A 14176-nucleotide genomic window follows, 5' to 3' on the forward strand; every position below is an offset into this window, starting at 1 on the left:
GCTACCAGCGCCGCCCGCGGCTACCGGCGCTCGCCGCGCCGACGCTCCGGAGGCGCCTCCTGCCGTGGGACGCGCCGGCCTGTCACCGCACGGCCGAAGCGCTCCTCGCGGCTGCGCTCTGTTTGGCGCTGAGGCCGCGGGCGTTGGCCACGCTGACCGCGCTGGCCACGTGGCCCCTCCGCGCGCTCACGATCCGCTCGGTGCGCGCCACCTCGACGCTCATTCGGCGGGGTCGGCTCCGGGATAAGGAAAATGCGGTCAAAGAGTGGGCGACCAAAGTTCTGCATGGCGGATACCTGCATCGGTTCGTGACGGGCCACGTTGCACAGCAGGCCCATTGAACCAATGGTGATAATTGCAGCGGTACCGCCAGCGGAAATCATCGGCAGCTGAATACCTGTCACCGGAAGCACGCCAATGACATAGCCGATGTTGATGAAGGCCTGTACCACCACGCCGACGGACAGCGTCGCGGCAAGCAAAGACTGGAACTGGTCTTGGGCCCGCTTGGCGGTGCGCAGGCCAAAGTAGCCGAGGACCGCGAAGAGGCCGATCACCAGTGCACCGCCCCACAAGCCGAGTTCCTCACCGATAATGGCGAAGACAAAGTCATTCTTAGCCTCCGGCAGGTAGAACCACTTGGCGCGGGATTGACCAAGGCCGACGCCCCAGAAGCCGCCGTCGGCAAGCGAGAGGAAGCCCTGATACGCCTGGAAACCTGTACCTTGCGTGTCCTCGATGTTGCCGCGCAAGGCGTCGAAGTAGGTGTGGAAGCGGTGCGAACGGAAACCACCGGCGAGGAAGACAGTGGCCATTCCGATGACGCCGAAGACACCAACCACGGTGGGCACGCGCCAATCCACACCTGCGAAGATGAGGGTAAAGACCACGACGAGGGCGAGGGATACGCCCATGCCCAAGTCACCCTGCGCCACAATGAGCACGAACATGATGCCCGAAATAATGGAGTACATCATGAAAGGATCGGTCAGGCGCATCGACCGATGCGTTTTATCCGCGAGCGCCGAGGCACCATACAAGCCCACAGCGACGCGGGCGAACTCGGAAGGCTGGAAGGCGACACCACCCGGCAGCATAATCCACGACTGCGAGCCAACCTGCGAGCGGCCGGTACCAATACCGGGGATAAGCACAAGGATGAGCAATACAATCGCAAGCCCAAGAAACCACGGCACTAAAGCTCGCAGCGTGCGCGGCGATATACGCAGTCCGATCCAGAAGACCACCAAGCCTGCAGCCACAAGGATGCATTGGCGCAGGGCGGCTGACCACGGGCTGTCGCTCTCAGAAAGCGAGGTGGCCATGGACGAGGAAAAGGCCATGAGCACGCCAATGCCGATGAGCGAGAAAATGGCGATGCGTAGCATCTGATAATCCAGCCCGGGGAAGGCACGGACGCGCTCGCGGATATCGCGCGCGCGATGGCCCAGCGTGCGGGGTGGCTTCTGGGTAGTGGTCACGGCGAGTGCTCCTGTTTAGCGGGCGAGACGGCGGGCGGCGGCGGCAAACATATCACCGCGCTGGCTCATTCCGGTGTACATATCCAACGATGCCGCAGCCGGGGCCAAAAGTACGGTATCGTCGGTGTCGGCGTGTTGCAGGGCAGCCGCAACAGCATTATCCATCGCGGCCTGGGGGTCATGGCTATCCACGAGCACGATGGGCACATGGGGTGCTGCTTTCGTGAGTGCCTGTGCGAGCAGGTGCTTGTCGACGCCCACCAGCACCGCCGCCTTCAGTCTCGCAGCGTGAGTGCGCAGCAGCTCGCTGACGTCAGAGCCTTTGAGCTGGCCACCGGCTACCCACACCACGGAGTCAAGGCCACGCATGGCAACTTCTGCTGCATGGGGATTGGTGGCCTTTGAATTGTCGATGTAGGTCACCCCGGCATGCTCGTGCACGATTTCACCGCGGTGCCCGGCCACCACATAGGACGCGAGCCCCTCGGTAATTGATTCTGCCCGCGCCCCAGCGAGTGCGGCCACAGCCGCCGCCGCGGCGGCATCGAGCACACCGGCGAGACCGGCCGGTTGGAGGGTGGTGACATCGTCAACGACAGTCGCCGTCATCCCCGCGACTCCATTGATGAATAAGCCACCGGCGCGCACTCCGACGTCACCAAGCGCAGGCTCCGTATGGCTAAACGCCGTGGCGTTCCTGTCCCCTACCAGGGCAACGACGTGCTCATCATCCTTGCCGTACACCGAGTGGGTGCCGGTGAGAATCCTCGCCTTGTCCGCTGCATAGGCCTCGAAGGAACCATGCCAGTCAAGGTGATCATCAGCCAGGTTGAGCAGCGCTCCGACCTCCGGGCGCAGCTCCGACGACCAGTGAAGCTGGAAGGAGGAAAGCTCCGCCACGAGAATGTCCACTCGCGGCTCAGCCGCTAGGGCATCGAAAGGCGATACACCGATGTTGCCTACCGCCTGGGAGCGCAGGCCCGAGCGGCGTTCATCCGCAGCCATGATGGCCGCAAGCATGCCCGTGGTGGTGGTTTTGCCGTTGGTGCCCGTGATGGCTAGCCAGCGGCGCGGGACACCGAACACCTCAGCGCGGTCGAGGCGGTAGGCCAACTCGACGTCTCCGATGACCTCGAGACCGGCATCAGAAGCGCGCGCTAGGAGCGGAGAATCGGGGCGCCAACCCGGCGAGGTGACAACGAAGGAATACTCATCGAGGGCGACCGCGTCGGTATCCGCCGTGGCTACGCCCAGCTCGGACTCAATGCGCGCGCGGGACTCCGCGTTGCCGTCGGCCACGGTGATATCGACTCCGAGGCCAGCGAGCACCGCCGCGCAGCCGCGGCCGGAGACGCCTGCTCCGGCGATGAGGACACGGCCGTCAAGAAACTCGGGACGCGGGCTCATGCGCTCAGGCCAATTCCGGCAGCGGTGAGCCAGTCACCGTAGAAGATTGCCACGCCAGCCATGGCCGCCATTGCAGCCAGAAGCCAGAAACGAACCACAACGGCGGTTTCGGCCCACCCACCGTTTTCGAAGTGGTGGTGGATAGGCGCCATGCGGAAGAAGCGCTTGCCGGTGGTGCGGAAGACCACAATCTGAATAACCACCGACACCGTCTCGATAACGAACAGCGCGCCGATGACAATCATGAGCAGCTCAGTGCGGCTGGCCACGGAGATGCCCGCCACGAGGCCGCCGAGGGCCAAGGAGCCGGTATCGCCCATAAAAATCTTGGCCGGCGCGGCATTCCACCACAGGAAGCCCAGGCAACCGCCAAGACCCGCAGCAGCTAGTACGGCTAAGTCGAGTGGATCGCGCACCTGATAGCAACCAGCGGTGAATTCATTCGCACAGGAGTAGCGGAACTGCCAGAAGGTCATGAGCGAGTAGGAGCCCATAACGATAGCGGTCACACCTGCCGCCAAGCCATCGAGGCCATCGGTCAGGTTGACGGCATTGGACCACGCGGCGATGAGGATGTACATGAAGATGAGAAACACAATGGTTCCCACCACCGCACCACCGACGGCGAGGTCAAAGGTCTTGAGGTCACGAGTAAAGGACAGCTTCGTAGACCCCGGGGTCAAGCCCTTCTCGTTGGGGAAGCGCAGGATAAGGAAGCCGAAGAGAAGAGAAAGCACAAGCTGGCTCACCAACTTGGCGGTCTTGTTGAGACCTAGATTGCGCTTTTTGAACAGCTTAATGAAGTCATCGGCAAATCCCACTGCACCAAGCCCAAGTGTTAGCCCTAGGACCAGCACACCGGACGCGGTGAAACCCACATGTCCGGTGAACATTCCGTAGAACCCCACAACAAGGTAGGCAACCAAGATGCCCGCCAAGATGGCCAAGCCGCCCATAGTGGGTGTACCGCGCTTGCGGAGGTGCGACTTAGGGCCGTCCTCGCGAATTTCCTGACCGCGGCCAGCGTCGGAGAAATACCGAATCAGTACCGGGGTGGTGAAGATCGCAACGAGGAAGCTGACCACACCAGCGATGATGATCTGAGTCACGTGCTTGAAGTCCTTTCTAGCGGCTAGCTGTGGTTCAGCTCTTCCGCGACCAACCAGAGGCGTTGGGCATTAGAGGCCTTAACCAAGACCACGTCCTTGACGCTGCGGCTGGCCCAGTCATCGACCCCTGCTGGGGCCGCGCGCAAGATACCATCGACCGCCTTCGCAGCCGCAGAAGCATCGGCGCACACCACTGTATTTATACCCTGCTGTGCAGCCGCCTCCGTCATTGCCCGGCAGTTGGAACTCTCCCCCACACCGATGAGGTGCTCGACGTGGTATTTGGCCAGTACCTCTCCCAGCTGACGGTGCGCTGCTTCGGCATCAGAACCGAGCTCACCCATCTCACCAAGGACGGCGATGGCCCGGGCACCCGGACGTGCTGCGGCAGTATAGGCCAACGCTGCGATGGCCGCCCGCATGGAATCCGGATTGGCGTTGTAGGAATCATCGATGACGGTGACACCATCACGGCGGGTGCGCACATCCATCCGGTGTTCTGAGGCGTTGCGGTGACCCGAGAGCGCACAAGCGACGGTGTCTGCTGACAGGCCCAGCTCAATCGCTGCGGCCGCCGCCGCCAACGCATTGGAGACTTGGTGGGAACCGAAGACCTGGAGCTTGACTTCTACTGGCTCAGCCCCGGGGCTGTGGAGGGTGAAGGAGGGGCGGGCGACGTCGTCAAGCTCAATGTCCGTGGCAAAGTACTGCGCTGCCGGTGCACCTCCGCGGCGGTTCTCCGTGGAGTAGTAAACAACCTTGGCTGCTGTGCGCGGAGCCATGGCAGCCACGAAAGGATCATCGGCATTGAGGACGGCAACTCCACCGTCATCAGCGCTCGGAAGAGCTTCAACGAGCTCTCCCTTGGCTTTCGCAATGTTTTCCCGAGAGCCGAACTCGCCAAGGTGCGCGGAGCCAACATTGAGCACCACGCCAATACGCGGAGAAGTGATGTCGGTGAGGTGGCGGATGTGGCCGATACCGCGTGCGGACATCTCCGCAACGAGAAATTGGGTGTGCTCATCACAGCGCAAGGCAGTATAGGGCAGCCCGATTTCGTTGTTGAAGGAACCCGGCGGCGCAACGGTCTCCCCCACAGTGCGGAAAATGGTGGCGATGAGGTCCTTAGTTGAGGTCTTGCCGGCGGAACCGGTGACGCCCACAATGTTGAGCTTATTCTGGGAAAGACGCTGGGTCACCGCACGGGCGATTGCGGAAAGCGCGGCGACGACGGCCGCAGCTGAGCCATCGTCGTCATTGGCATAAATGTCTGCGTTGGCACCATCGCCTTCGACTCGACCGCGAGGTTCAACGATGATGGCGGGCACGCCCACCGGACGCGCAGCCAAGACGGCTACGGCGCCCTTGTCGATGGCCGTCTCCGCAAAGTCGTGCCCATCGACGCGTGCACCGGGCAACGCTACGAAGAGCCCGCCCGGAGTAACCTTGCGGGAATCAAACTCGACGAACCCAGTGACCTGAGCATCTGGGTTCTCAACGTTGTCGAGGCGACCGCCGGTGATCTGAGCAATTTCGGTGAGGCTGAGGGCGATCATGCATGCTCCTTGGGCTCGTTCTGCTCCTGCGGCAAGGTGTGAGATTTCTTATCGTTGTCACCGTACCGCGCGGAAGCGCCATCCGCGCTCTGTCGAAGGACCTCGTCGAGGGCACGAGCCATCTCTTCGCGGTCATCGAAGTGATGCATGGTGTCGCCGATGAGCTGCCCCACCTCGTGGCCCTTGCCCACGACGATGACGGCATCACCTGGCTGCGCCCACGCCACAACTTCATCGATCGCCTTGGCGCGAGAATCAGCTTCACGGATATCTCCGTCTGGGTTGGCCTCGCGGGCGCCCTTGATAACCGCGGCACGGATAGTGGCCGGGTCTTCGGTACGGGGATTGTCATCAGTGACCACGGTTAGGTCAGCGCGTTCTGCCGCAGCGGCCCCCATAAGCGGGCGCTTGGAGGAGTCACGGTCTCCGCCCGCGCCGACGACGATGCCGATACGGCCGCTGGTTCCCTCCAACTGACTGCGCAAGGTGTCAAGAACAGCGGCGATGGCGGCGGGCTTGTGGGCGTAGTCAACGACAGCCACGAAGTCTTGCCCACGGTCGATGCGCTCCATTCGACCCGGAACAGCGACCTTTTCTACGCCCGCGAGGAATGTCTTGGGATCCAGTCCGATGGCCGCCGCCATACCGGTTGCCAGGGCAGCGTTGGCGATGTTGAATTCGCCCGGCATCGGCAGGCGGAAGTCATATGTCTGACCGCTAGATGCGACGGAAAGTTCGACCTGCTGAGCACCGGTTGCCTCGGTGCTCAGCTGACGTGCGGTGATGTCAGCACTGCTGTGCGTCGCCACGCGCGTGAGCGGCAGCGCCGCGGCACGTTCAGCCATACGCGCTCCCCAATCATCATCGACACAGATAACGGCACGGGCGGCGGCTTGGGGGCCGTCGAAAAGCGCGGCCTTGGCCTCGAAGTAATCCTCCATCGTGGGGTGGAAGTCGAGGTGGTCCTGGCTGAGGTTGGTAAAACCACCGACGGCGAAATTCGTGCCGCGCACGCGCCCCAGCTCCAAAGCATGGGAGGAGACCTCCATGACCACGTGGGTGACTCCTTCCGCCACCATGCGGGCGAACAATTCCTGGAGTGTCGGAGCCTCCGGAGTGGTCAGCGTGGTGGGCACAGGCTCACGGTTGATACGTGTGCCCGTTGTTCCAATGAGGCCAACGGAGTAACCCGCGTGGAGCAGACCTGCTTCAAGCAGGTAGCTCGTCGTTGTCTTGCCGGAGGTACCCGTCACGCCGAGAATGGTGAGATTTTCCGTAGGATGCTCATAAATTTCCGCTGCAACAAGGCCGAGAATGGCGCGAATATCCTCCACAACAAGAACGGGACGCGATTCTCCCGCCGAGGCAAGAAGGGCCTGGCCTTCCTCATCCGTGAGGATGGCGGCTGCCGGAGTATCAGCGGCATAGCGTGCTCCGTGCACACGGGTTCCAGGCAGCGCGGCGAAGAGGCCGCCAGGTGCCAGCTTCGCAGAGTTCAGGCCGCAGGAGTCCACGGTAACCGAGGCATCCCCGATCACCCGACCTCCGGCAATCTCCGCTAGGCGTTCAAGGCTGATGCTGCTTGTCACTGTGTTTCCTTTGCTTTCTGTTTTCTCTTTGGCTCTGAAATTCTGTGAGTAAATCGTGGTGTTGAGGTGGGCATTTACTCAGCGCGCATCGTTAGCGGGGGCGCCGGCGGTGAGGGCGGGATGTTATCGCGGTTGAGCAGCCAGGCGGCAATGTCGCTGAACACTGGAGCTGCAGACTGCCCTCCAGAACCGTCGTCATTGACGCCGGATTCGGGTTCGTCGAGCATGATGGCGACGACGAAACGGGGGTCGTCGGCAGGGGCAATGCCTGCAAACGTGATCCAGTATTTGGAGTTGGAGTAGGCACCGGTCTCCTCATCGACCTTCTGCGCGGTACCTGTCTTACCGGACAGCTGGTAGCCCTCAATCTGGGCGTTGCCGGCAGTACCGTTATTGATGCCCAGCTCGTCTGACTGGAAGACGGCTCGGAACATGTCGACCACAGTCTCCGCGGTTTCCGGGCTCACGACCTGAGTGGTCTCTGGCTCGTCCAGCTCTTCCTTGGTGCCATCCGGGCCGGTGATGGAATCAATAATGCGGGGCTCAATCCGCTCGCCGTCATTGGCTAGTGTCTGGTAGACCGAAGCCAGTTGCAAAGCTGTCCATGATTGTCCCTGACCGATAGGCAGGTTAGCGAACGTACCGCCCGACCACTGGGAGCGTGCCGGAACAAGGCCAGGCGACTCATTGGGAAGCTCAATGCCCGAGGTCTGGCCGAGTCCAAATTTTTTCAGGTACTCAGCGTATGTGTCTTGGCCCAAACGCTCCGCCAACATCAGCGTGCCCACGTTCGAGGACTTACCAAAAATACCGGTGGTGGTGTATGGCTCAACGCCATGCTGCCACGCATCGTTAACGGTAACGCCCGCCATGTCGATAGAACCAGGAACCTGATGAACCTCGTTGGGGTCAGTGAGGCCTTCCTCGATAGTCGCAGCGGCGGTGATAATTTTCGCCACGGAGCCTGGTTCGAAGGGGTGCGAGATGCTGCGGTTGTCAAAGGTCTTATTCTTCTCCAGCTGCTTCTCAATGTCCTTATTCGGATCAATAGTGCCCGTATTCGCCATAGCGAGAACTTGTCCCGTTGCAGCATCAAGAACCACAGCTTCAGCGCTCTTGGCCTTCGAGTTCGCCTTTGCCTTTTCCAGCTTCTGCTGGACGTAAGTCTGCAGGTCGAGGTCAAGGGTCAAGGTGACGTTTTTGCCGTCAGTAGTAGGCACCTGGTCACGGAGCGTGCCGGGGATGACCTGGCCGCTTGCGGAGACATCCTCGGTCGAGCTGCCGTCGATTCCTGTCAACGTAGTATCGCCCGAGGCTTCGAATCCGAACTGGCCTTGGCCGTCCATAGAGACTTTGCCGATGACATTCTCCGCAATGGAGCCATTAGGGTACTGGCGAATTTGCTGCTCATCCGCTGCGAGTCCGTGGTACTGCTCAGAGATCGTCACCGCCACATCCGGATCCACGTTGCGCACGAGAACCTCGTATTGGGTATCGGCGCGGAGTTTATCCATGATCTGCTCCGAGTCCACATCACCCGCGTCGATGCCCGCATCCTTGAGCATCCGTGGGATCCCCTCAGACATGTCGGTGAGGCGCTCGGTGACCTTGTCATCGAGGAACTTTTCCTTGGCATCAGGGGCGAGACCTGCGTACTCGGCGGTATCAGCGGCTTCGAGCTTTTCCTGCTGGCGCAGTTCATCACGCAAACGAGTCGGTGACACCGTAAGTGAGCGGGCCCGCATGGTGTAGGCAAGGCGCTGGCCTTCACGGTCAAGAATTTCGCCACGGCCTGCAGTATCGATGTACACACGCGTGCGTTGGGCTGCTGCCTTAGCCGCTAGGTCAGGGCCCCACACAATTTGTACCCAAGCGAGTCGGCCCATCCACGCCACCATGACCACGAGGAGTAGCGAGGCAACGACGTGCACACGGCGCCGCATGGTCTTCTGCTGGCTCAAGACAGGTTTACCCGTGCGTGGTTGCCTGTCACGTGTGGCAGGGATGACCCTGTCGGCGTCGTATCGCTGCCGTGGCTGGTGTGCTGTGCCGCGCGGCTGGGCGGCACGGGCCGTGGAAGGGCGCCTCGGGCGCCGGCCACCGGAGTGTGGTGGAGTCACACGTCACCTTTCTTTCTGCAGCGAATGGGCTAGGTTCCCCCACCGCGGACGGCGGGCGTACTTACACCCGAATTCTGCCCTATGATCACCGCGCGCCCGCGCAGGCACGCGCGGGCAGCCGCGGAATCTAGCCGCGGGCAGCGTAGGGAGCTTGCGCCGGGATGTCCGGCAGCTCCACGGCACCGTCGGCCGGGGCTGACTCCTCCGGGTGGGTCTCTTGGCCAGCTGGCGCTTCCTGCTCAACGTCCTCACCGCGCGGTACACCGTTGTGGAGGTTCGGGCGGGCGTTGAGGTTGTCTGACATGTTGGCCGTTGCATTCGGGTCACTGGAGGCGCGGCCCGGACGGACTGGTTCACCGTTAACGTCGACGACGGATTCCATCTCCGGGGTCGCTTCGCGCTTTTCCTGAACCTTTCCTTCACCGTCAGCCTCAACGATGCCTGGCTGTACCGGGATACCCATTTTGGCCTCGTGCGCACGGCGGGCAACGTCAGAAGAAGAACGAACATTCTCAAGGTCGCGGTTCAAGGTTTCCAGCTGATTGTTCAAGGTGGACTCGTGAGCCGTTAGTTGCTGAATCTTAAAGGTCTGAGAGGTCGACAGACCCGACAGCCACATCGCTCCCACCACTCCGGTGATGAGCAGCGCGATAGCGATAACAGAGAGTCGCGCAAAAAGACCGTTGTTCTTCGGCTTGTGAACGACGCGGCGACCGCGGTTGCTCACTACTTGTTTAGAACCGAGACGGCTTCCACGCAGACCTTCGCTCTTACGGCGCGGAGGCACCGTGCTGCGGTGCGGAGAGCGGCTCGGCAACGGAGTCGTGCGGCGTCCTCGTTCGAGCAGCGCGGTTCCCTGACCGGCGTGGTCAGATCCGGTGGTGAAATCGCGGCTGGCGCCCATGGTGGGGATCCTCTCGTGGTGGGGGGATGGGACTGTGCGGTCTCGTAGCGTCATGATTTTCCTCCCGGGTCATGGAAAGAGGGCGTTCCCTCGACTCGCTCGAGAGCCCGTACTCGAACTGAGGCGGCCCGCGAGTTCTCAGCTATCTCGTCCTCGCAGGCCCTCTCAGCACCGCGCGTCACGATGGAAAAGTGAGCGGCGGTACCGGGGAGATCCATCGGCAGGCCAGCCGGGGTTGTTGAGGTGCTGAGCTCCTTGAAGGCCTGCTTCACAATGCGATCCTCGAGGGACTGATAGCTCATGAACACCGCACGCCCACCCACGGCGAGTGCATCCGTAATGACCGGGATGACATTCTCGATGGCCTCGAGTTCGCGGTTGACCTCCACGCGAAGTGCTTGGAAGGTGCGTTTAGCTGGGTGACCACCGGTACGACGAGTGGCAGCTGGAATTGCTGCGTACAGAAGCTCAACCAAGCGCGCAGACGTAGTAAACGGTTCTTTTTCTCGCTCCTTGAGGACTGCAGAAGCAATCTTTCCGGCGAAGCGCTCGTCACCATATGTTTTGAGTACACGGGCCAAATCCCCGTGGCTGTAGGTGTTTAGAATGTCTGCAGCCGTGATCCCCTGGCTTGGATCCATGCGCATATCCAATGGCGCATCCGTCTTGTACGCAAAGCCACGGTCAACCTGATCCAGCTGCATGGAGGACACCCCCAAATCGAACAGCGCACCGGCCACTCCATGCTCGCGTGCGATGGCAAAAATCTCATGGTCGCCGCGCGCAATTGCACCACCAACGTCATCAAAGCGAGCGTTGACGCCGATGAAGCGGTCCGGAAAGGCGGAGAGGCGCTGTGTTGCAGCGCCTAGCGACGCCCCATCTCTGTCCACACCAATAATGCGCGCTGAGGGGAACTCATGAAGGAAGTATTCGCTGTGGCCACCCGCACCGAGCGTGCCGTCCACGATGATGGCGTTGGCCCCCAGTGCATCGACGGCAGGCGCCAGCAACTGCGCCATGCGCGCACGCATGACTGGTACGTGTCCGTGGTTTTCGTTTACGCCGTAGGTGATGTTCTCATCCTGTGCCACAGCCCGCTGTCCCCCTCTCTTAAGGCGCCTGAGTTCGCTGTCTGGTTTGGTCGATAAGAATCGAGTGCGTATAGGGCCCTGTCCGAGGAAGGCTTCTGATATCGGGGAAGTACACCAGATCATCCTCCTCGGGCAGAGTCCGTACACGCACTCTCGTTATTCCAGCCTCTACAAAAGGCCAGCTAGCACGTCATCGGCATCTGCCGCCGAATAAGCGTCTTCAGTTTGCGCCTGGTACTCAGCCCATGCAGCTGCGTCCCAGATTTCGAGGAAGTCAACCGAGCCAACAACCACGCATTCCTTGGTGAGGTTTGCGTACTCGCGGTGCCCCGCGGATAGCGTGATACGTCCGTGCCCGTCGGGGCGCTGTTCGTCCGCACTTGCTGCCAAGTTACGAATGAACGCACGCGCGTCCGGGTTGGTGCGTGACACAGCCGCTGCTTTCCGAGCTCGTGCCGCGAACTCCTCTCGCGGGTAGACCGCGAGCGAATGATCCTGTCCTTTGGTGACCATCAGGCCACCGGCCAGCTCTTCACGAAACTTCGCCGGAAGCGTAAGCCGCCCTTTGTCGTCGAGCTTGGGAGTGTAGGTACCGAGAAACATCCCGGGTCCACCTTCCTGTCACTCGAAAACTCCGGATTCCTCTTGCGACAAGAGAGCAATTCTCCTCCGCTACGCCCCACTCTACCCCACTTTCCCCCACCTACCACACCTTAGAAGCGAATTACACGGGCGTGTCTTTCTATAACCCCAGATAAAAGGCATTGTTTTCAGTGGGGGGAATTCCCCGGCACCCCCTTGACAGACTACCCATTGCACCCCATCCACCCCCTCGGTAACACTCACCACTTTGAGAGCTCTATCCCCTTCCCCCACTCGCGAAAGGCTCTTCCTGCACTTTCCGACGCTCGTCTCCCCATCCACCCCCGCGAAAGCGCTCGCCATCCCCAGAGTTCAATGCCAGGTGGGGCAAAGTGGGAAACGTGGGGCAAAGTGGGGGGGATTTAGGCAAAACAAAAGCGCCGCACCTCTCTGCATGCGATGACAGAAGCCATCGCCGCAAAGTGGTGCGGCGCTTCACCGAAAGAGCTAGCGCATTTAGCGCTCCTCGAAACGACGGCGGAAGTTATCCTCCAAGCGGTTACCCATTCCGCCATTCTTCTTTTTTGATTGCTTAGCGCGCGAAGGATATGCCGCGGCAGACACTAACGAACCCTCCGCGTTGCCACGAAGCATCCACACGCCTGCACCGAACATCACAAGGAAGCCAAGCACGGACAAGGCGATGAACCAGAGCGACTGCTGCGCCAAAGCGATGCCCCCAACCATCATGCATAAACCAACGACGACGAGGGCCACACCGCGGAGAGTAATGGCACCGGTTCCTCCCCCGAAGGAGGAATCACCGGATACAGACGCACCAAAGTCAGGGTCGTTGGCCAGCAACGACTGTTCAATTTCACGCAGCGCTTGCTGTTCTTGCTCAGAAAGGGCCACAGCGTCCTCCGTACTGGGTTGCGGGTAGTTGGGGTCTAATTTTAGGGGGTTACATCTCTACAACGTCAAGAGTAGCGAGATAGTTCCCGCAAAGACAGTTCACCCCTGGCACCCCTTCCTGCAACCTCCAACACTAAGCCGCAAGACCGCCAAAACCGAGTTCGGATTCTGTTACATCCACGTAGCGAGCAGCAAGTGCCAAGTACTCATAAACAGCATCCTCACCGGGCACCGGATCCAGTCCCGACGCCACACGGGAACGCACGCGCGAGTAATCCTTAAACTCCGCAGCCCACTGAGCATCCGCAGGGCCAATGAGAGCCACCTGCTCCCAGGCAGACGACGGCAAACGGCGACGACGCGCGACCGTCGATGCTGCCACACGTGCACCCGCAGCGCGCAGGGATGCGCGATACGCCATTTCCAGCGCATCCTCTAGGCGCCCGCGGGCGGCACTCTTGCGGGCATCTGCGAGCAAATCGAGAGCCTGCCCCACAAAACGATCGCGGCGCACACTCTGCAGCGCCTCCCGGTTGCGGCTCCGCGCTGCCGCCGTTGCTGAAATTACCTGCGCCATGACCACTCCTCCTTGAACATCTCGCTCGCAAACATCACGCTTGCCTTGTCTGTTGCGGTTCACTGTAGAACCACCTCTGTACATCCATCACTAAGTTTAGCTCACGTGTTCGATCATAGCAATGGTTTAAGCACATGACAGTAATGACTTTTCGAACACATAAAGGATAGCCAACGCCACTCGTTTTCCGCTTTACTTTCGTGTTCGATGAGGATCTGCTGTTATTAGAACCGTGAGTTATACGCTGCGCCGCTTGAGCCCCCAAGAGTTCGCCATTGCCCTCCCGCAACTGGTGGACATCTACATCGAGGCAATGAATTATTCGCCGGGCTTGCGTGACCAGTCCATCGCCCGCTGGCGGTCCGATGCCATCCGCCCAGGATTCTCCTGCGTGGTCGCAACGACCGAACATGGAATCTCTGGCTTTGCCTACGGCTTCCTAGGTTCTCCTGATACATGGTGGGACCGGCAGCTTCGCCGAGCTCTCATGACCAGGGGTGGCCCTACCCCGGAACAAGAAGACGTGCTGCACAACTACTACGAGCTCGCTGAGATCCATGTCCGCCCAGGGGAACAAGGACACGGGCTCGGGCACAGCATCCTCGATGCCTTCGCGTGGAACCTTCCAGCTCGCTACATCCTTCTATCCACCCCAGAACATTCGACCGAATCTAACTCGGCTTTCCGCCTCTACCGGAGGATGGGTTTTACTGACTTTCTCCGTCAGCACTACTACCCCGCTGATTCCCGCCCCTTCGCCATCCTTCAATCCTCCGTGCCACTTAACCCCGTCGAGGCCACCCAGCCTGGCGCTTAACCCCCGTGCCCCTGCCAGGTATCGT

Annotated in this window: 12 protein-coding genes; 1 reads left to right on the forward strand and 11 read right to left on the reverse strand. The window is 60.9% G+C overall.

The window, feature by feature from the left end:
- Positions 1–20 precede the first annotated feature (20 nt).
- The 11 genes from M5J09_RS00865 to M5J09_RS00915 all read right to left on the reverse strand — a co-directional run bounded on the left by M5J09_RS00865 (position 21) and on the right by M5J09_RS00915 (position 13334).
- The gene (locus M5J09_RS00865; protein WP_374982088.1) at positions 21–1388 is read right to left on the reverse strand and encodes an FtsW/RodA/SpoVE family cell cycle protein; all 1368 of its coding nucleotides are present in this window, start codon (positions 1386–1388) and stop codon (positions 21–23) included.
- Positions 1389–1496: 108 nt separating this feature from the next.
- Positions 1497–2888: a UDP-N-acetylmuramoyl-L-alanine--D-glutamate ligase gene (murD, locus tag M5J09_RS00870; RefSeq protein WP_257156663.1), complete on the reverse strand. Its 1392-nt coding sequence runs from the start codon at positions 2886–2888 to the stop codon at positions 1497–1499.
- On the reverse strand, positions 2885–3997 hold the full coding sequence (mraY, locus tag M5J09_RS00875; protein WP_070536011.1) for a phospho-N-acetylmuramoyl-pentapeptide-transferase: 1113 nt from the start codon (positions 3995–3997) through the stop codon (positions 2885–2887). Before mraY ends, murD begins: the two co-directional genes overlap by 4 nt.
- A gap of 23 nt (positions 3998–4020) precedes the next feature.
- Positions 4021–5553: a UDP-N-acetylmuramoyl-tripeptide--D-alanyl-D-alanine ligase gene (murF, locus tag M5J09_RS00880; protein WP_257156664.1), complete on the reverse strand. Its 1533-nt coding sequence runs from the start codon at positions 5551–5553 to the stop codon at positions 4021–4023.
- Positions 5550–7142, reverse strand: coding sequence for a UDP-N-acetylmuramoyl-L-alanyl-D-glutamate--2,6-diaminopimelate ligase (locus tag M5J09_RS00885; RefSeq protein WP_257156665.1), 1593 nt, complete (start codon positions 7140–7142; stop codon positions 5550–5552). Before M5J09_RS00885 ends, murF begins: the two co-directional genes overlap by 4 nt.
- Positions 7143–7216: 74 nt before the next feature.
- A complete protein-coding gene (locus M5J09_RS00890) occupies positions 7217–9085 on the reverse strand; it encodes a penicillin-binding protein 2 (RefSeq protein ID WP_257156695.1) in 1869 nt (622 codons plus the stop codon).
- Positions 9086–9389: 304 nt separating this feature from the next.
- The gene (locus M5J09_RS00895) at positions 9390–10166 is read right to left on the reverse strand and encodes a hypothetical protein (RefSeq protein WP_246819910.1); all 777 of its coding nucleotides are present in this window, start codon (positions 10164–10166) and stop codon (positions 9390–9392) included.
- 50 nt (positions 10167–10216) lie between these two features.
- Positions 10217–11260: a 16S rRNA (cytosine(1402)-N(4))-methyltransferase RsmH gene (gene rsmH / locus M5J09_RS00900; RefSeq protein WP_257156666.1), complete on the reverse strand. Its 1044-nt coding sequence runs from the start codon at positions 11258–11260 to the stop codon at positions 10217–10219.
- Positions 11261–11428: 168 nt separating this feature from the next.
- Positions 11429–11863, reverse strand: coding sequence for a division/cell wall cluster transcriptional repressor MraZ (gene mraZ, locus M5J09_RS00905; protein WP_010190539.1), 435 nt, complete (start codon positions 11861–11863; stop codon positions 11429–11431).
- Between the two features lie 495 nt (positions 11864–12358).
- Entirely contained in the window at positions 12359–12757 is a 399-nt protein-coding gene (locus M5J09_RS00910) for a DUF3040 domain-containing protein (RefSeq protein WP_070536021.1), read from the reverse strand.
- Positions 12758–12890: 133 nt separating this feature from the next.
- Entirely contained in the window at positions 12891–13334 is a 444-nt protein-coding gene (locus M5J09_RS00915) for an SAV_6107 family HEPN domain-containing protein (RefSeq protein ID WP_257156667.1), read from the reverse strand.
- 232 nt (positions 13335–13566) lie between these two features.
- Here M5J09_RS00915 and M5J09_RS00920 point away from each other — a divergent pair, with 232 nt between their 5' ends.
- Positions 13567–14151 carry a GNAT family N-acetyltransferase gene (locus M5J09_RS00920; protein ID WP_257156668.1) on the forward strand — a complete coding sequence of 195 codons (585 nt, stop codon included), beginning with the start codon at positions 13567–13569 and terminating at the stop codon, positions 14149–14151.
- Positions 14152–14176 lie beyond the last annotated feature (25 nt).

This window comes from Corynebacterium sp. BF-R-2 (assembly GCF_024586525.1).
Lineage (GTDB): Bacteria > Actinomycetota > Actinomycetes > Mycobacteriales > Mycobacteriaceae > Corynebacterium > Corynebacterium singulare.

Excerpts from the sequence above, each read along its gene's own strand:
- mraZ (WP_010190539.1), bottom strand. The coding sequence starts at position 11,863 with ATGTTTCTCGGTACCTACACTCCCAAGCTCGACGACAAAGGGCGGCTT.
- M5J09_RS00890 (WP_257156695.1), bottom strand. The coding sequence starts at position 9,085 with ATGCGGCGCCGTGTGCACGTCGTTGCCTCGCTACTCCTCGTGGTCATG.
- M5J09_RS00895 (WP_246819910.1), bottom strand. The coding sequence starts at position 10,166 with ATGGGCGCCAGCCGCGATTTCACCACCGGATCTGACCACGCCGGTCAG.
- M5J09_RS00915 (WP_257156667.1), bottom strand. The coding sequence starts at position 13,334 with ATGGCGCAGGTAATTTCAGCAACGGCGGCAGCGCGGAGCCGCAACCGG.
- murD (WP_257156663.1), bottom strand. The coding sequence starts at position 2,888 with ATGAGCCCGCGTCCCGAGTTTCTTGACGGCCGTGTCCTCATCGCCGGA.
- M5J09_RS00865 (WP_374982088.1), bottom strand. The coding sequence starts at position 1,388 with ATGCTACGCATCGCCATTTTCTCGCTCATCGGCATTGGCGTGCTCATG.
- murF (WP_257156664.1), bottom strand. The coding sequence starts at position 5,553 with ATGATCGCCCTCAGCCTCACCGAAATTGCTCAGATCACCGGCGGTCGC.